Here is a 16078-nt window from a genome sequence, read left to right on the forward strand (position 1 = left end):
ACAAAGTTGCGGCGTGAGTGGGGCAAGCCACAGTCAAGCCAAAAGATTCCGGCTATGAGTTCCCTTGTATGGCCGCAAACGAGGTAACGGGGTACAAAAGTGTTGCGACAGCAAGCATGCAGCCCGCGACGTGCCGAGCCGCACGGAACTTGAACCGGCGGCTCTTTTATTTCAGGGCGGGCTGCCGTAACACCCGGCGTTCCAGGCGCCCATCGCATCCCGATACCGCGCTCGATCGCAGCAGCAGTGCGTTTGCGAAGTCACGGCGGAATCATCGGGGCCAGTTCGCCCTCGCCGGCCGTGCATCAGGATGTCGAACCATAATGCAACTTCGGAACCCGGGAGGTTTCCGCCGCAACACGAATGGCTGCGATGTTGTCCGCGTAGTCGGCGCTGCCGTTACCGCGGAACACCGCCGATCCCGCCACCAGCGCATCCGCGCCCGCGGCGGCCACCACAGCCGCGTTGTCGCGCGTGACGCCGCCATCGACCTCGAGCCGGATCGGTCGGTCTCCGATCATCGCGCGGATGCGCCGGATCTTCTCGATCTGCGATCCCAAAAAAGATTGCCCGCCGAAGCCCGGATTGACCGTCATCACCAGAACGAGATCGACGCGATCGAGCACAAATTCGATCGCGCCTTCCGGCGTCGCCGGGCACAGGCTCACGCCGGCCTTCTTGCCGAGCGCGCGGATCGCCTGCAACGAGCGGTCGAGATGCGGACCTGCCTCAGCATGGACCGTGATGATGTCTGCACCGCCTTTCGCGAAGGCCTCGAGATAGGAGTCGACCGGCGCGATCATGAGGTGGACATCGAACGTCTTGCTCGTGAACGGCCTGATCGCCTTGATCACGTCGGCGCCAAAGCTAATGTTGGGCACGAAATGCCCGTCCATCACGTCGCAATGAATCCAGTCGGCGCCAGCCGCATCGATCGCGGCGATCTCATCACCGAGCCTTGCAAAGTTCGCGGCGAGGATCGACGGGGCGATGACGATCTCGGGGGTCATGGCTTCGCGCTCGGCTCGCCGGACCCGCCGCTGAACACGCGGCTGGCGAGTACGTCCGAGGAATCAATGGTCTCGAGGTCCGCAATTCCAAGCATACGGTCGAGATCGGCGACCAGGCGGTCGGCCTGGCGCAAGCGGATGCGATCGACGGCATTGCGGATCGAACGCGCATTTGAGAAGAACGGCTGTGTCCGGCGCAGCGCGATGTACTTTTCGAAAGCCTCGCGCGCGGCAGTCGAGAAGCGATATCCTCGCTCTTGCAACATCAAATCCGCAATAAAGAGCAATTCCTGTTCGGAATAGTCGGGAAATTCGATGTGGTGGGCGATGCGCGAGCGGAAGCCTGGATTGGAGGCGAAGAAATTCGTCATCCGCTCGCCATAGCCGGCGAGAATGACCACGAGGTCCTCGCGCTGGTTCTCCATCACCTGGAGCAGGATTTCGATCGCCTCCTGGCCATAGTCGCGCTCATTGTCCGGACGATGCAGGTAATAAGCTTCGTCGATGAACAGCACGCCGCCCATTGCCTTCTTCAATATCTCCTTGGTCTTCGGTGCAGTATGGCCGATATATTGCCCGACGAGATCATCGCGCGTCACCGAGATCACCTGCCCGCGCCGCACGAAGCCGAGGCCGTGAAGGATCTTTGCCATGCGCAGCGCGACGGTGGTCTTGCCGGTGCCGGGATTGCCGGTGAAGGACATGTGCAGCGTCGGCGGCGTGGCGACGAGGCCGGCACGCTGACGAATCCGCTCGATTAGCAGGAGCGAGGCGATCTGGCGTACCCGGCTCTTCACCGGCTTCAGACCGATCAGTTCCTGATCGAGCCCGCGCAGCGTCTCGGTGATTCCTGCCGCCTCGGCCTGCTTGCGGAGATCGAAAATGGTCTCGCTCGTCTCGGTGGTTTTCGCATGGGGCAGCTCAAGCATGGGCATCTCGAAGAAAAAGGCTTCGCCGCGAGCGGGCGACGAAGCAGTTGTCCGCCGAGGAAGCGGAGCAGGGAGAGCTCCGCGCGGAAACGAATGCGTTTTACACTGAGGCGTGCTCAGCCGGCTTGCGGACGGTGGTGTAGCGGATCGCGCGTCCCGCAACCTCCTGCCGCACCAGTTCGAACTCGGCTTCCTTCGCAGGCCGGTTGACGAGGAAGGAGATCCGCACCGACTCCCAGCCATGGCTGGAATCGAAGCCGCTGATCCGGATGTAGCTGTTACCATACACCCTGCGGCATTCGGCCAGCTCCATCATTACGCCGGCGGCGTCCGCAAGATCGAACATCGGCAAGCCCCACATCTCCCAATAGGTGCTGCGGGGATGCGGATCGTCGGTGAACTCGATATTCACCGCCCAGCCGTTAGTGAGGCAGTACTGCACCTGCTTGTAGATCTGATCGTCGGTGAGATCAGGCAGGTAGGAGAAACACCCTTGCGTCAACTTCATCTCATGTCTCCTCAAACGGATTCCAGCGCTGTCGGCACGAAGTCCGGCGTGTCGGTGGATTGGTAGTTGAAGGTCACGTCCTTCCAGACGTCCAGCGCGGCCTTCAGCGGCGTACAAGTCTGTGCCGCCTTGGCCAGGATCTCCGGCCCTTCATGGACGTAGTCGCGGCCCTCGTTGCGGGCGAGGATCATCGCTTCCAGCGCCACGCGGTTGGCTGTCGCACCCGCCGCGATCCCCATGGGATGCCCAATCGTGCCGCCGCCGAATTGCAGCACGACGTCTTCGCCCAGCAAATCGAGGAGCTGGTGCATCTGGCCGGCATGAATGCCGCCGGAAGCCACCGGCATCATCCTGTTCAGGCTCGCCCAGGACTGGTCGAAGAACAGGCCGTGCTCGAGCTTCATCGGATTGAAGTCCTCGCGGCAGACGTCGTAATAGCCGCGCGTGGTGTTCGGGTCGCCTTCGAGCTTGCCGACCACGGTGCCGGCATGGATGTGGTCGACGCCTGCAAGCCGCATCCATTTGGCGATGACGCGGAACGACACACCGTGGCTCTTCTGCCGCGTATAGGTCGAATGACCGGCGCGATGCAGATGCAGGATGATGTCGTTGCGACGCGCCCACTTCGCCATGGATTGGATCGCAGTGTAGCCGATCACGAGGTCGATCATGACGATGACCGAGCCGAGCTGCTTGGCGAACTCGGCACGCTCATACATGTCCTCCATCGTCGCGGCGGTGACGTTGAGGTACGTGCCCTTCACCTCGCCGGAGGTGGCCTGCGCGCGGTTCACGGCCTCCATGCAATAGAGAAAACGGTCGCGCCAGTGCATGAACGGCTGCGAGTTGATGTTCTCGTCGTCCTTGGTGAAGTCGAGCCCGCCTTTGAGCGCCTCGTAGACGACGCGGCCGTAGTTGCGGCCGGAGAGACCGAGCTTCGGCTTCACCGTTGCGCCGAGAAGCGGCCGGCCGAACTTGTCGAGGCGTTCACGCTCGACCACGATGCCGGTGGCCGGCCCCTGGAACGTCTTCACATAGGCGACGGGGAAGCGCATGTCCTCCAGCCGGAGTGCCTTCAGCGGCTTGAAGCCGAAGACGTTGCCGATGATCGAGGCCGAGAGGTTCGCGATCGAGCCTGGCTCGAACAGGTCGAGATCGTAGGCGATGTAGGCGAAGTAAGAGCCCGGCGTGCCCGGCACCGGGTCGACGCGATAGCACTTGGCGCGATATTTCTCCGCCGCGGTCAGGCGATCGGTCCACACCACCGTCCAGGTTGCGGTCGAGGATTCACCGGCGACCGCCGCCGAGGCCTCGATCGGGTCGACGCCGTCCTGCGGCGTCACCCGGAACAGCGCGATGACGTCGGTGTCCTTCGGCACATAGTCGGGCTCCCAATAGCCCATACGCTTGTATTCCATGACGCCGGAGCGATAGCGCTCTTTGCCGCGGACCGTGCCTGCATGTGCGTTCATGTCTCTCTCCTGCTGTACTCTCTGCTCTTTTCTCTGCTCTTTCTGATTGATTAGGCCGCGACGGGTTCGCGGGCGTCGATGCGCGGGTCCAATTCACCCGCGCGGTACCGCCGCGCCATCTCGCTCATGGGAATGACCTTGATCGTGCTGGCATGGCCCGCGGTGCCGAACTGCTCGAACCGTTCGCGGCAGAGATCGCGCATCGCATCCATCGCGGGCTTCAGGAATTTGCGCGGATCGAACTCGGAGCGCGCTTGCGACGCCACTTTGCGGAACGCCGCCGTCATCGCCAGGCGGCAGTCGGTATCGATATTGACCTTCGCCGCTCTTGATGCCGCGGACGATCTCCTCCACCGGCACGCCCCAGGTTTGCGGCATCTCGCCGCCGAACTGGTTGAACATGTCCTGGAGCGGCTGCGGTACCGACGAGGACCCATGCATGACAAGATGCGTGTTCGGCAGCCGACTATGGATCTCCTCGACCACCCGCATCGCCAGGATGTCGCCATCCGGCTTGCGGCTGAACTTGTAGGCGCCGTGCGAGGTGCCCATCGCGATCGCGAGCGCATCGACCTTCGTGGCGCGGACGAAGTCGACCGCCTGATCGGGATCGGTCAGCAACTGGTCGTGGCTGACCGTGCCTTCGACGCCGTGACCATCCTCCTGCTCGCCGCCGCGGTGCTCGAGCGAGCCGAGCACCCCGAGCTCGCCTTCCACGGAGGCACCGACCCAATGTGCGAGGTCGACGACGCGGCGAGTGATCGCGACGTTGTAGTCATAGTCGGCCGCCGTCTTGGCGTCGGCCTTCAGCGAGCCGTCCATCATGACCGAGGTAAAGCCGTGCGCGATCGCGGATGCGCACGTCGCCTCGTCGTTGCCGTGATCCTGGTGCATGCACAGGGGAATGTCCGGATAGGTCCGCTCCAGTGCGTCGATCATGTGCGAAAGCATGAGATCGCCTGCATAGCTGCGCGCGCCGCGCGAGGCCTGGATGATCACGGGCGCATCGACCTCGGCCGCCGCCTGCATGATCGCGATGCCCTGCTCCATATTGTTGATGTTGAACGCCGGGACCGCGTAGCCGTGGTGAGCTGCGTGATCGAGCAGTTGTCGAAGGGTAATGCGTGCCAAGGGACGTCCTCCTATTGTCCTTTGCCTGCGCGGGCGACCGAGCGCCTGGCCGCCTCCGCAACGCTCTGCGAAGTGATGTTGAATTCGCGGTAGAGGACTGGCGCCGGCGCAGAGGCGCCGAAGCCGCGCATGCCGACGAATTCGCCGTCCGCGCCGATCCAGCGCGGCCAGTCTCCAAGGACGGCAGCTTCGATGCCGACGCGCGGTGCAGTGCCCAGCACGGCAGCGCGGTACTCCTCCTGCTGCTCCTCGAACAACGCGAAGCACGGCGCCGAGACCACGGCCGCACGGATACGCTCGGTCGCGAGCAGGCGCGCGGCCTCGATCGCGATCGAAACCTCCGATCCGGTTGCGATCAGCGTCACATCGCGGCCCTCTTCAGGCGTAACGACGAGATAGGCACCGCGCGCGACGCGGTTCGTGCCGCGCGCATCGCTGCGGAAGGTCGGCAAAGCCTGACGCGACAGGCACAGGACCGAAGGACGCGTCGTCGCTTCCAGCGCGCAGTCCCAGGCCTCCAGCGTCTCCACGGCATCCGCGGGGCGGAACACCAGGAGATTGGGGATCACACGCAGAGCGGCGAGATGCTCGACCGGCTGGTGCGTCGGGCCGTCCTCGCCAAGCCCGATGGAGTCATGGGTCATCACATGGATGACACGCACCTGCATCAGGGCTGCAAGCCGGATCGCCGGCCGGCTATAGTCGGAGAATGCGAGGAACGTGCCGCCATAGGGGATGAAGCCGCCATGCAGTGCGATGCCGTTCATCGCGGCAGCCATACCGTGCTCGCGAATGCCGTAGTGAATGTAGTCACCGGTGAAGCTGCCGCGCGTGATCGGAACCTGCGTCTTCGCGTGCGTCAGGTTGGAATGGGTCAGATCCGCTGAACCGCCGATCAACCCCGGGATCGACGAGGCGATGCCATCGAGCACCTGTTGCGAGGCCTGCCGCGTTGCAAGCTTCGGACGCTCGGTGGCAAAGGTCTCGCGCAATTTCGCCGACGCCTGGGCATAGGCATTCGGCAGGGCTGGAACCTTGCCCTCGATGAGCAGCTCGCGCTGCGCAGGGTCTGCGCGCTCATAGCGATCGAGCCAGGCGAGACGGTCGACCTGCCCGCGCCGTCCGATCATGCGCCACGCATTGAGGACCGGGATCGGGACCACGAAGGGCTGATAGTCCCAACCGAGAGTCCGACGGGCGGCCGCCGTCTGCTCGGTGCCGAGCGGCGCGCCATGCGCTTTCTCGGTGCCCTGACGGTCCGGCGCGCCGTAACCGATGATGGTGCGGCAGGCGATCAGCGACGGCCTTGCGGTTTTGCGCTCTTCCGCGATCGCCTGGGCGACGGCCTCCGGATCGTGTCCGTCGACGCGGCGGACCGACCAGCCGGAGGCGGCGAAACGCGCGAGTTGATCGTCCGAGGTCGCAAGCGAGGTCGGCCCGTCGATGGAGATGCCGTTGTCGTCGAACAGCACGATGAGACGGTCGAGTTGGAGGTGACCGGCGAGCGAGATCGCTTCCTGGCTGATGCCTTCCATCAGGCAGCCGTCGCCGGCGATCACGTAGGTGAAGTGATCGACGAGGCCATCGCCATGCTGCGCGTTGGCCATGCGCTCGGCGAGCGCCATGCCGACCGCGGTGGCGATCCCCTGCCCGAGCGGGCCGGTTGTGGTCTCGACGCCCGGCGTATGGCCGTATTCCGGGTGCCCCGGCGTCTTCGAGCCCCATTGCCGGAAGGCCTTGATGTCGTCGAGGCTGACGGCGCCGCCGGTGAGATAGAGCAGCGCGTAGAGCAGCATCGAGCCGTGGCCAGCCGACAGCACGAAACGGTCGCGGTCCGGCCAGTTCGGATGCGCGGCGTCGAATTTGAGGAATCGCGAGAACAGAACGGTCGCGACATCGGCCATGCCCAAGGGCAGGCCGGGATGGCCGGATTGCGATTTCTCGACGGCATCGACCGCGAGAAAGCGGACGGCGTTGGCGAGGTCGGCATGGCTGACTGCATTGAGGTCGGCTTCGGCATGAACCGAGATGTTCATCGGACCCTCCCGTTGTTGTCGCTGTCGTGCATCACTTCAGGCTTCGCTTGCGCTCGATGAGCTGCATGATCAAAGGCGTCAGGATGAGCTGCATCGCGAGATCGAGCTTGGCGCCCGGACAGACGATCGAGTTCGCGCGCGACATGAAGCTGTGCGGCAGCATCGAGAGCAGATAGGGAAAGTCGATGCCGCGCGGGTTCTTGAAGCGGATCACGACCATCGATTCGTCCGGCGTCGGGATCCAGCGCGCGATGAAGGGATTGGACGTGTCGACCGTCGGCACGCGCTGGAAGTTGATGTCGGTCTCGGTGAATTGCGGGCAGATGTAGTGGATGTAGTCCGGCATCCGCCGCAAAATGGTGTCGGTGACGGCCTCGGTCGAATAGCCGCGCGCGCTCCGGTCACGGTGCAGCTTCTGGATCCATTCGAGATTGATGACGGGCACGACGCCGATCTTTAAGTCGGCATAGCGCGCGACATTGACCTTGTCGGTGACCACGGCGCCGTGCAGGCCCTCATAGAACAACAAGTCCGAATTCTCCGGCAGCGGCTCCCATTCGGTGAAGGTGCCGGGAGGTGCGCCATGCAACGCGGATTCTTCGGTGTCGTGGATGTAGTGGCGCGTGACCGCGGTGCCCGTCTCGCCATAGTCGCGGAACGCCCGCTCCAGCTCCTCGAACAGATTGGTCTCGGGGCTGAAATGACTGAAGTGCTTGTTGCCGCGCTCGGCCTCCTTCGCCATCTGCGTGCGCATCTCGGCCCGGTCGTACCGGTGAAACGCGTCGCCCTCGATGTAGACGGCATTGACGCGCTCGCGGAAGAAGATCTGCTCAAAGGTCTTCTTGACCGAGGTCGTGCCGGCACCGGACGAGCCGGTGATCGAGATGATCGGATGCTTCCTGGACATGCGCTATCCTCCTCACAGCCGGAAGAAGCCGCGCCGCGCGAACAGCGGCGCGGACACGCTCGCGACCAACAGCGGATCGCAATGCAACTCCTCGACGCGCTGCACCTCGTGGTGCGAGCCCATGATCAGCGGCACGCGCTGGTGCAGATTGTGAGCGGCGAGATCGAGGATGCGCTCGCGCCCGGTCGAGGCCGCGCCACCGGCCTGCTCCATGACGAAGGCCATCGGATGCGCCTCGTAGGTCAGGCGGAGGCGGCCGTCGCCGTAACCGGGACGCGCATCGGATGGATAGAGGAACACGCCGCCACGAGTCAGGATGCGATAGGCTTCTGCGACGAGTGAGGCGACCCAGCGCATGTTGAAATTGCGGTTCGCCGGACCGTCGACGCCGGCGAGGCATTCGTCGACGAAGGCGCGCACCGGCGCATCCCAGTGCCGGCGGTTCGAGGCGTTGATCGCGAACTCGTCGGCCGTCTCGGGGATCTGCACGCCGCGCCGCGCCAGGTGGAAAGAGCGAGCGCGATCGAGCGTGAAGACGTCGACCCCAGCCCCGAGCGTCAGCACCAGCGAGGTCTGCGGACCGTAGGTGACGAACCCCGCCGCAAGCTGCGCCGAGCCGCGCTGGTGGAAGGCGAGGCTGAGATCATCGGGTGCCGGCAGGATCGAGAAGATCGTGCCGACGGTCATGTTGATGTCGATGTTGGAGGAGCCGTCGAGCGGATCGATCGCGACGCAGATTTTTGCCGCGCGATCGACGATCTGTGGCTCGCGCATCTCCTCCGAGGCAAGCGCGGCGATCGGCGCTTTGGCGAGGCAGCGGCGCAGGATGGCATCGGCCCGCAGGTCGAGGTCGCGCTGCAAATCGCCGTCGCTGTTGCAGCCGGTAGTCAAACCCGAGGCATCGGACAGCTGACCGGTGCCGGTGAGGTCGGCGATCTCGATCGCCGCGGCGGCAATGGCATCGACCGCGGCCGCCACGGCCAGCGCCTCGGGCGCGGTTTCAAAATACCGTTGAAGATAGTCGTCCAGCCTGAGTTGTCCGGTCATCTTGGGTCCATCCCCTCGCGGCCGCCGCGGTCCTCGTTCCCGGATCGAGGAATGGAGCGGCTGGTCCCAACACGAAGAATTTGACAGGGCCAAGCCAATAAGGAAAATTTCTATTCATAATGAGCGCCAAAGAATTTTCTTATAATGGCCATCCGGCAAGCCAGCTCCGGCATCTGACGATCCGGCAGCTCCGGTCGCTCGCCGCGCTGTCGGCCAAGGGCAGCGTGACGGCGGCCTCGACGCATCTCGGGCTGACACAGCCGGCGGTCACCCAGCAACTCCGGCAATTGCAGGATCTGGCGGGGCTGCCGCTGGTGCAGCGGACCGGCGACGGCATGTTACTGACGGAAGCGGGCCAGGAGGTGCTGGCGCTCGCCGATCGTGTCGAAGCCGCGATCGCGGATTGCCAGGGTGCGCTCGATCTTCTGGCGGGGCGAACCGGCGGCACGGTACATCTCGGCGCGGTCTCGACCGCAAAATACTTCGTGCCGCACGCCATCGCGGCGTTCTCGCAGCGCTATCCGAAGATCGAGATCAAGCTGACTATCGGCAATCGCGAGGAAATCCGCGAGGCCATGCATGGCTACGATCTCGATTTCGCGGTGATGGGTCGGCCACCGGCCGACGTCACGGTCGACGTGCGTCAGCTGGGGCGCAACCCGCACGTCATCGTCGCGCGGAAGGGTCATTGGCTGGAGAAGGATTCCGGCCTCAACTTGACCGACCTCGTCCACGAGACCTTCCTCACCCGCGAGCCGGGATCCGGCACGCGGACGCTGATGGAAGGCCTGTTCCAGAAGTCGGATCTCGAGCCGATCATCGGCATGGAAATGAGCAGCAACGAGACCATCAAGCAGGCGGTGATCGCAGGCCTCGGCATCGCCTTCATCTCCGCACATACGGTGGCGCATGAACTCGCCGAAGGCCGCCTCGTCATTTTGGACGTCGCGGGCCTGCCAATCGTCCGGCAATGGTATGTGATCCGCCGCAGCGACAAGGTGCTGCTGCCGCCGGCGCAGGCGATGTTCGATTTCCTGGGTTCGGAGGGTTCGAACTACCTGCCTGATGTGCCGGAATTGCGCGGACGCTAACCGACGCCGCTTTCAATTGCCGCTGGAGCTCCGCATTGGCCGCATCGCGTGTCCGCGACGCGGAACGGGCACCGCGCGTACTATCATGAATTCGGCGCGACCGTCTTGTCGGTCGCCTTGAGGCCACCGCCATTGATGATCGTTATGGCCTGACGACAGAGATCGGCAAGGCCGATCAACAGCACGCTGAACAGGAAGAACAGATTGATGTCATGCGCGTCGGCACGGGTCAGCGGGCTGAATTCGAAGAAGGGCGGCATGAAGGCCCACCACACCAGCGGAACAGTGAACAGTATGGCGAACACCGCCGCAGGCGCTCCCGCAACGATCCCCACGATGAAAACGGCCGGCAGGAACGCGGCGAAATAGAGCTGGGCGCCCAATAGAGCACAGGCGCCCTGAAGGCCGGCCGAAACCATTACCATAATGAAGGCGAACGCGAAGGCCTGCCAGGACCACGGTCGTAGCTTAGGTCCGGAGAACGTTCCCGTGCGGCTCATTGGAAATCCCCTTTTGCACCGCGAACGCGGCCGAGGTTCCAACCAGGCTAGCACACCTGTTCAGGGCCCGCGATAGATGTGCACCTCCGGAAATGGCCCGTACGAGGCCCTGGTAAATGCCACCGCCGGCGTGATCGCGGTCGGAACAAGACCACGCGCGCCGTTTACGCTACCCTCAATTGTACGCGACGATCGCCGCCAGCGAAGTAAGCCTCGAGCTCCGCAAGTGCGCGGGATTCCCACTCGCTCGCCTGCTCCAGCAGAGACCAGCTCTGACGCGGCCGGAACGCGGCCGTCTGGCGGTGCAATGACGCGATCGCCCGATAGCGCCGCACGTTCTCCAGGATGGCTTGCCCGTCCATATCAAAAACTCCCCAATTCCCGTTCGCGGGGCCAAAGGTGCGTCAGAATCTTTTTCGATTCGTTAGCGGCGGACGGAGAGACGGCGGATAGTTTCCGAATCCTTGCCCGTGCCGTGCCATCAACGATGCAGACCTGAAGCAGCACGAAGATCCTCGCGGCATCCATCGATGCCCTGGCGTCGGTCGCGGCACGCCAAAATTTGAAAAACAACCCCATGCAAAGGAGTCGACGCTTGACGGCATGACGCCTTACGGATTTTACGAAATCGTTTGACACGTCGGGCAAATCACTGGCAATATGCCATCATCCCCGCACCACGATTGCCTCGCCGCCCGAGGAACCAACCGGCCGCGCCACGATTTCCCTCGAAAGAAGAGGAGAGGCACATGGCAAGGCACCTGACACGCGCCCGCCTCGCGCGCGGCATCGCCGGCGCGGTTTCCACGCTGGTTCTCTGCGCGACGGCGGTGTTCACCCTCGCCCGTCACTTCGCCGCGTGAGGGAGAAGACACATGACATCCGACCCGGAAGAGTCGGTTCGCTTGCAAGGCTACGGCGAGATGACGCTGCGCACCGCGCTCAGCACGCTGATGGCGCTGCCCGCGCGGGACCGTTCGGAAGCCGCCATCTACCGCGTCCGCGACGCCTCAAAGCTCACGCCGCGCGAGATCGGCGTGCTGGCATCGGAATGGGGAATCTGGCCGACAGGCGAGACCGATCCCGACCAGCATTGGCCGGACATCGTGCGCGGTATGGTGCGCGAGGCGCCGCTGCCGTCGCTGCTGGTGGCGTTTCTTCTGGGCGTGCTGGTCGCGCGCAGATGATGCGCGCTCGCCAAGATGTGCTCACGTGAAGACTGTGCAGATCCACGCTGTTCCGTGAAACCCAATGAAATCTTTGCAGCTCGCGAAATCGCGAGCGTTCCAGCGGAACGGCTGGCGGCGGCAGGGATTGGCCCTCTGTCAATCCAAGCAATGGAGACAACAATGACGCGTTTGAAACTTCTCGGCGCGGCCGCTCTGATGGCCACGATTTTGCCGCTCGCAACCTCGAGCCCGTCTCTTGCCGCGGGACGCGGACCGGGCTGGTGTACCCCATCGAGTGAAAACGCCGTTGGCGCGGCAGGCCCGGCGATGAGTGGCGGCCAGTTGGCGGCTGGCGTCGGCCAGTGCCGTCTGGGCGGCTGGCACCACACCAACAGCTACTGGGGCCGCGGTTATGGCGGCTATGGATATAGCGAGCCTGGCTGGGGCGCGCCGGCCTACGTGCCGGATGATTACTGATACCCTGCCCGCTTTACACAACGGCTATGACGCGGTCGATATCGACCGCGCCATACCCCAGGTGCGAGGTTCCGGCAGGTAACGGAAACGACGGACATCACTCCCGTCAATCGTGTCCTCAACTCATGAGCCCTCGACGCCCTTGGCTCTCAAAGGCGGTTCCGTCATTGAGTGCACCGTAGTTTAACTTCGTAGATCAACGCCGCGGCCGGCAGCGCAAAGCCGATCCAGGATGCGAGCATCCAGCCGCCATGCGCAAAGGCAAAGCCGCCGAGCGCGGAGCCCGCGGCCCCGGCCGTGAAGAACGGCCGTCAGACTTCGAATCATGATTGTTGGTTTCGCGCGAGCGGGCGAGCGATCGGGAATTCCCGGATTGGCAGCAATAGCTCTGGAATTACGTCAATCGCTCTGGCGCGGCGGCGCGGCTGGTCCGCTAGACTAGATGATCGCCATCGCTCGCGGCTTCGATCGGCTGTCGATCCCAGGCCTCGAGCAGGATCGGACAAGACACGGCCGATTCAGGGAAGACACCGGACCCGCGCAGCGCCCACAACGAGACCCAAGATCAGGCCGAAGACCAGGAATGCCCGAGTTCCCGAGCAGCGCCGCCACCGCCGCGCCAATCATCGAAGCCCTGCGAGCGGTAGCCGGCGCGCCGCCAAAGGCCCGCGCGAGCTTTGCCAAGGGCCGATGCGTTCGCGGCACCTATGCCCCATCGAATCAGGCTAGCGAGATCACGAAATCCCGGAGCTTCATCAAGCCATCCCGCGTGCTGGCGCGCTTCTCTGTAGGCGGCGCCCATCCGAAGGTCGCAGACACGGACAAGCTTATCCTGCGCGGTTTCGCCTTCCGGCTCGGCAGCGACGGCCAGCGCTCGGAAATCTTTACCCAAAACGCGCCTGTGCATTTTGCGAGAACGCTCGACCAGATGTTGGACTTCCTGAAGGCGCGCATTCCCGGGCCGGACGGCAAGATCGATGCAGCAAGAGTCAAGGCTTTCGCCGCCGCCAATCCCGAAACGCTGTTTCAGGCGAATTATCTCGCCGCGCGGCCTTTGCCGGGAAGCTTTGCAGGGACGACCTATTGGGGCGTGCACGCCTTTCCCGCGACGAACTCAAGGGGCGAGACGCGTTTCATCAAATTCAAGGTCGAGCCGGTCGGCGGAGAGGTTACGCTGACCGAGGACGAAGCCAGGGGAAAGTCTGCCGACTTCCTGAGCGACGATCTCGATCAGCGGATCGCGGCACGCGACGTCAGGTTCAGCGTGATGGCGCTGCTCGACCGGAGCGGCGATCCCGTCATGGACGTGACCGTCCGATGGCCGGACGAAGACGAGCGCGAAGCGGTGCGGCTAGGCACGATTGTCATCACGGGAGTCGAAGCCAACGAGACGTGCGATGAGGCGAACTTCAATCCGGCAACTCTCGCCGAAGGCATCGGTCATCCCCTGGACGAGATCTTTGCCGCGCGCCGCGCCGCCTACGCCATATCGCAGAGGATGCGAGGGTAAGCCGACTATGTTTCGGTTTCCGAGCCGCCATGCTTCTCGCGGCGCCACGCGCCCGGACTGACGCCGACCAGCGAAGAGAACACCCGCGTAAAGTGGCTTTGATTGGCAAACCCCGCCGAGATCGCGATCTCGGCCAGCGGCAGGTCGCGAACGCTCAGCAACTGCTTGGCCGCCTTGATACGTTGGTGCAGCAGCCACTGGTGCGGCGGCAAGCCGGTGGACATACGAAACGCCCGGGAAAAATGGCTGACGGAAAGGTCGAACTCAGCGGCGATCTGTTGGAGTGAAAGGCTTCCACCGAGGTCGGACTCCAGCCGTTCGCAGGCACGCTTCATCTGCCACGACGCAAGTCCGCCGCGCGCGAGATCGGTGTTGCGCCGCAGCCCGCCATAGACCTGCGCGACATGCGCTGACAGCGCGAGCATCATGTGGTCGACGAAAAGCTGGTTGGCTTCATTTGGCCGATGCAGTGCATGGTGCAGCGACGCGCCGAGATGGCGGACAATCGCGTCGTCATGGCCGATCCCGGGCTGATAGGCGAGTTCGCCAATGCGCGGCGCGCCGCTCTGCTTGGCGATGTCCTCGAGCGCCGAGCGCGGCAGATAGAAGAACAAGGAGTGGAACGGCTTGTCGATGACGTAGCGCGGATCGCGTTTCAAATCGTACAGATATGTCGCGCCGCTGCGGATATCCGCCTTGATGACGCACCTGCCGCGCTCCCAGCATTCGCAGTTCGGGTAATCGCGAAACTTAAGACTGACGAGATAAGCATCGTCAGAAGGCAAGGCGCCGCAGAGGCCCGGCACGGGATTGTCATCCCGCGTCTCGACAACCGCGAGTTCGGCACTACGCAGGGTACGCGTAATCAGCGAGGGCGCGTCCTTCAGGTTCAAAGGCTGCCCGAGCTTCGCGCCGTAGGCGCCCGCCTGTGCCATGCGTCGATCTCATCCGTGAACTTGCGCGGAGCCGGTTTGTCCCTAGGTCCGCAGAACATCAGCTCATTATCCGCCGTGAGCGAACGACCGTCTAGAGTCCTTTGGTCACGGCAATTTTGTGACAATCCATCGCGGTTGTCCCTTCACAGCCCCGCTACTCAACACCCGAGTCGTCAATTGCCTCATTTGTCAGCAAAGGGCGGCAGTGCGCATCTATTGAGCGGGATCTAGGTCGCAGACGCGTGACAGCGGCTTGGAGCAAAATCAGGCAAAGCACCCCCGTTTTGGGAAAGACCGAAGACCTGCAGAGCAGTAGAAGGCGCGCCCAACGCTCAAACGAAATGCCACTCAACGGCGAGGACAGGTCCATGAGCTGCACGCCGACCAAGCGCGATCTTCACGAAAATCACCCAGACACTCCCGAGATGCACAATCGCATTTTGCCGAGCGGCGAACGGCGTGCCGCCGATGCCGAAATGGCGCGCGTGCTAAGAACCGCGCCGATACGCATTGCGTCGGAACCATTCGGTGGCGCGATTGCCCATTGGAAGCACGGCGCTCTGCACGATGTCGTCGAGCCAATGACCGATCACGTCGTCATGACGTATCCGACCGGCACACAGCGGCTGGAGCGCCGCAGCGGAAGATCGGTCGCGATCGGAACGGCGCGCAGTGGGGTTGTGACGATCATTCCAGCCGGCTCGAGCGCCCGATGGGACATTCCTGGAGCCGTCGATGTCGTTCAGCTCTATCTACCGCATAGAACGCTCGAGCGTGTCGCAGGCGAAGCCGAGATGGCCGGGGTCGGTGACCTCCTGGAGCGAACCGCGCACCCCGACCTCATTACTTCTCGATTGCTCACGAGCGCAGTGGAAGCAATGGATGGTAGCGCGGCCCTTGATGCCCTGTTCAGGCAACAAATGACCGACCTTCTCGCCACACGGGTGTTGGCTGCGCACGCCGGTACGCCGGCGCGCTTTCAGCCGACCTTGGGTGGGCTGTCTCCGACGGCGCTCCGCCGCGCGGTCGAGCGCCTACGCTCGGATGCCGAAGCGGACGTCTCGCTCGCAGCCCTGGCTTCGGACGCCGGTCTGTCGCGCTTCCACTTCTGCCGCGCCTTCAAGGAAAGCACAGGGTTGTCGCCGCATGCCTGGCTGCGGCAGCACCGGATCGAGCAGGCGATGAACATGCTGCGCGACACCGATGAGTCCATCGTTTCGATCGCAGCCGCTCTTGGCTATTCCTCGCAGACCGCCTTCGCTGCGGCGTTCAGGAAAATGACCGGCGAGACACCGCGCGACTGCCGGAGGCGCATGCGTTAGCAGCAATCGCTCTACAGTGACGGCAATCCCTCTG

Annotated in this window: 15 protein-coding genes and 1 pseudogene; 5 read left to right on the top strand and 11 right to left on the bottom strand. The window is 63.7% G+C overall.

What is annotated here, in order from left to right; all coding sequences use genetic code 11:
- Window positions 1-305 precede the first annotated feature (305 nt).
- The 8 genes and pseudogenes from rpe to QA640_RS31990 all read right to left on the bottom strand — a co-directional run bounded on the left by rpe (window position 306) and on the right by QA640_RS31990 (window position 9040).
- The gene (gene rpe, locus QA640_RS31955) at window positions 306-1010 is read right to left on the bottom strand and encodes a ribulose-phosphate 3-epimerase (RefSeq protein WP_283036813.1); all 705 of its coding nucleotides are present in this window, start codon (window positions 1008-1010) and stop codon (window positions 306-308) included.
- A complete protein-coding gene (gene cbbX / locus QA640_RS31960) occupies window positions 1007-1939 on the bottom strand; it encodes a CbbX protein (protein WP_283036814.1) in 933 nt (310 codons plus the stop codon). Before cbbX ends, rpe begins: the two co-directional genes overlap by 4 nt.
- Before the next feature lie 100 nt (window positions 1940-2039).
- Window positions 2040-2447 carry a ribulose bisphosphate carboxylase small subunit gene (locus tag QA640_RS31965; protein ID WP_283036815.1) on the bottom strand — a complete coding sequence of 136 codons (408 nt, stop codon included), beginning with the start codon at window positions 2445-2447 and terminating at the stop codon, window positions 2040-2042.
- A gap of 11 nt (window positions 2448-2458) precedes the next feature.
- The gene (locus QA640_RS31970; protein ID WP_283036816.1) at window positions 2459-3919 is read right to left on the bottom strand and encodes a form I ribulose bisphosphate carboxylase large subunit; all 1461 of its coding nucleotides are present in this window, start codon (window positions 3917-3919) and stop codon (window positions 2459-2461) included.
- Between the two features lie 50 nt (window positions 3920-3969).
- Window positions 3970-5050: pseudogene (gene fba / locus QA640_RS31975) on the bottom strand (class II fructose-bisphosphate aldolase).
- Between the two features lie 11 nt (window positions 5051-5061).
- On the bottom strand, window positions 5062-7086 hold the full coding sequence (gene tkt / locus QA640_RS31980; protein WP_283036817.1) for a transketolase: 2025 nt from the start codon (window positions 7084-7086) through the stop codon (window positions 5062-5064).
- 31 nt (window positions 7087-7117) lie between these two features.
- Window positions 7118-7993, bottom strand: a complete 876-nt coding sequence (locus QA640_RS31985; RefSeq protein WP_283036818.1) for a phosphoribulokinase — start codon at window positions 7991-7993, stop codon at window positions 7118-7120.
- A gap of 12 nt (window positions 7994-8005) precedes the next feature.
- On the bottom strand, window positions 8006-9040 hold the full coding sequence (locus QA640_RS31990; protein WP_283036819.1) for a class 1 fructose-bisphosphatase: 1035 nt from the start codon (window positions 9038-9040) through the stop codon (window positions 8006-8008).
- 119 nt (window positions 9041-9159) lie between these two features.
- Between QA640_RS31990 and QA640_RS31995 the strand changes: the two genes are divergently transcribed.
- Window positions 9160-10131, top strand: coding sequence for a LysR family transcriptional regulator (locus QA640_RS31995; RefSeq protein WP_283036820.1), 972 nt, complete (start codon window positions 9160-9162; stop codon window positions 10129-10131).
- Between the two features lie 83 nt (window positions 10132-10214).
- Here the strand turns inward: QA640_RS31995 and QA640_RS32000 are convergent, their stop codons facing one another.
- Together QA640_RS32000 and QA640_RS32005 are read right to left on the bottom strand one after the other, a co-directional pair.
- A complete protein-coding gene (locus QA640_RS32000) occupies window positions 10215-10631 on the bottom strand; it encodes a DUF4118 domain-containing protein (protein ID WP_283036821.1) in 417 nt (138 codons plus the stop codon).
- A gap of 164 nt (window positions 10632-10795) precedes the next feature.
- Window positions 10796-10993 (bottom strand): hypothetical protein, encoded by a 198-nt coding sequence (locus QA640_RS32005; RefSeq protein ID WP_283036822.1) that lies wholly within the window; start codon window positions 10991-10993, stop codon window positions 10796-10798.
- Window positions 10994-11506: 513 nt separating this feature from the next.
- Between QA640_RS32005 and QA640_RS32010 the strand changes: the two genes are divergently transcribed.
- The 3 genes from QA640_RS32010 (at window position 11507) to QA640_RS32020 (ending at window position 13787) form a co-directional block, all read left to right on the top strand.
- Window positions 11507-11818, top strand: coding sequence for a hypothetical protein (locus QA640_RS32010; protein ID WP_283036823.1), 312 nt, complete (start codon window positions 11507-11509; stop codon window positions 11816-11818).
- Window positions 11819-11980: 162 nt separating this feature from the next.
- Entirely contained in the window at window positions 11981-12277 is a 297-nt protein-coding gene (locus QA640_RS32015; protein ID WP_283036824.1) for a hypothetical protein, read from the top strand.
- Window positions 12278-12860: 583 nt separating this feature from the next.
- Window positions 12861-13787, top strand: coding sequence for a catalase (locus QA640_RS32020; protein ID WP_283036825.1), 927 nt, complete (start codon window positions 12861-12863; stop codon window positions 13785-13787).
- A gap of 5 nt (window positions 13788-13792) precedes the next feature.
- Here QA640_RS32020 and QA640_RS32025 read toward each other — a convergent pair whose 3' ends face one another.
- Window positions 13793-14722: an AraC family transcriptional regulator gene (locus QA640_RS32025; protein WP_283036826.1), complete on the bottom strand. Its 930-nt coding sequence runs from the start codon at window positions 14720-14722 to the stop codon at window positions 13793-13795.
- Window positions 14723-15147: 425 nt separating this feature from the next.
- Between QA640_RS32025 and QA640_RS32030 the strand changes: the two genes are divergently transcribed.
- Window positions 15148-16044 (top strand): AraC family transcriptional regulator, encoded by an 897-nt coding sequence (locus QA640_RS32030; RefSeq protein ID WP_283042948.1) that lies wholly within the window; start codon window positions 15148-15150, stop codon window positions 16042-16044.
- The last annotated feature ends 34 nt before the right edge of the window (window positions 16045-16078 follow it).

The sequence above is a fragment of the Bradyrhizobium sp. CB82 genome (genome assembly GCF_029714405.1).
Taxonomy (GTDB): Bacteria; Pseudomonadota; Alphaproteobacteria; order Rhizobiales; family Xanthobacteraceae; genus Bradyrhizobium.

Bases quoted from the DNA above. Each gene is read 5' to 3' on its own strand.
- tkt (WP_283036817.1), bottom strand. From the start codon at position 7,086: ATGAACATCTCGGTTCATGCCGAAGCCGACCTCAATGCAGTCAGCCAT.
- QA640_RS32005 (WP_283036822.1), bottom strand. From the start codon at position 10,993: ATGGACGGGCAAGCCATCCTGGAGAACGTGCGGCGCTATCGGGCGATC.
- QA640_RS31970 (WP_283036816.1), bottom strand. From the start codon at position 3,919: ATGAACGCACATGCAGGCACGGTCCGCGGCAAAGAGCGCTATCGCTCC.
- QA640_RS32025 (WP_283036826.1), bottom strand. From the start codon at position 14,722: ATGGCACAGGCGGGCGCCTACGGCGCGAAGCTCGGGCAGCCTTTGAAC.
- QA640_RS31965 (WP_283036815.1), bottom strand. From the start codon at position 2,447: ATGAAGTTGACGCAAGGGTGTTTCTCCTACCTGCCTGATCTCACCGAC.
- QA640_RS32010 (WP_283036823.1), top strand. From the start codon at position 11,507: ATGACATCCGACCCGGAAGAGTCGGTTCGCTTGCAAGGCTACGGCGAG.
- QA640_RS32000 (WP_283036821.1), bottom strand. From the start codon at position 10,631: ATGAGCCGCACGGGAACGTTCTCCGGACCTAAGCTACGACCGTGGTCC.
- QA640_RS32020 (WP_283036825.1), top strand. From the start codon at position 12,861: ATGCCCGAGTTCCCGAGCAGCGCCGCCACCGCCGCGCCAATCATCGAA.
- QA640_RS31990 (WP_283036819.1), bottom strand. From the start codon at position 9,040: ATGACCGGACAACTCAGGCTGGACGACTATCTTCAACGGTATTTTGAA.
- rpe (WP_283036813.1), bottom strand. From the start codon at position 1,010: ATGACCCCCGAGATCGTCATCGCCCCGTCGATCCTCGCCGCGAACTTT.
- QA640_RS32015 (WP_283036824.1), top strand. From the start codon at position 11,981: ATGACGCGTTTGAAACTTCTCGGCGCGGCCGCTCTGATGGCCACGATT.
- QA640_RS32030 (WP_283042948.1), top strand. From the start codon at position 15,148: ATGCACAATCGCATTTTGCCGAGCGGCGAACGGCGTGCCGCCGATGCC.
- cbbX (WP_283036814.1), bottom strand. From the start codon at position 1,939: ATGCTTGAGCTGCCCCATGCGAAAACCACCGAGACGAGCGAGACCATT.
- QA640_RS31995 (WP_283036820.1), top strand. From the start codon at position 9,160: ATGAGCGCCAAAGAATTTTCTTATAATGGCCATCCGGCAAGCCAGCTC.
- QA640_RS31985 (WP_283036818.1), bottom strand. From the start codon at position 7,993: ATGTCCAGGAAGCATCCGATCATCTCGATCACCGGCTCGTCCGGTGCC.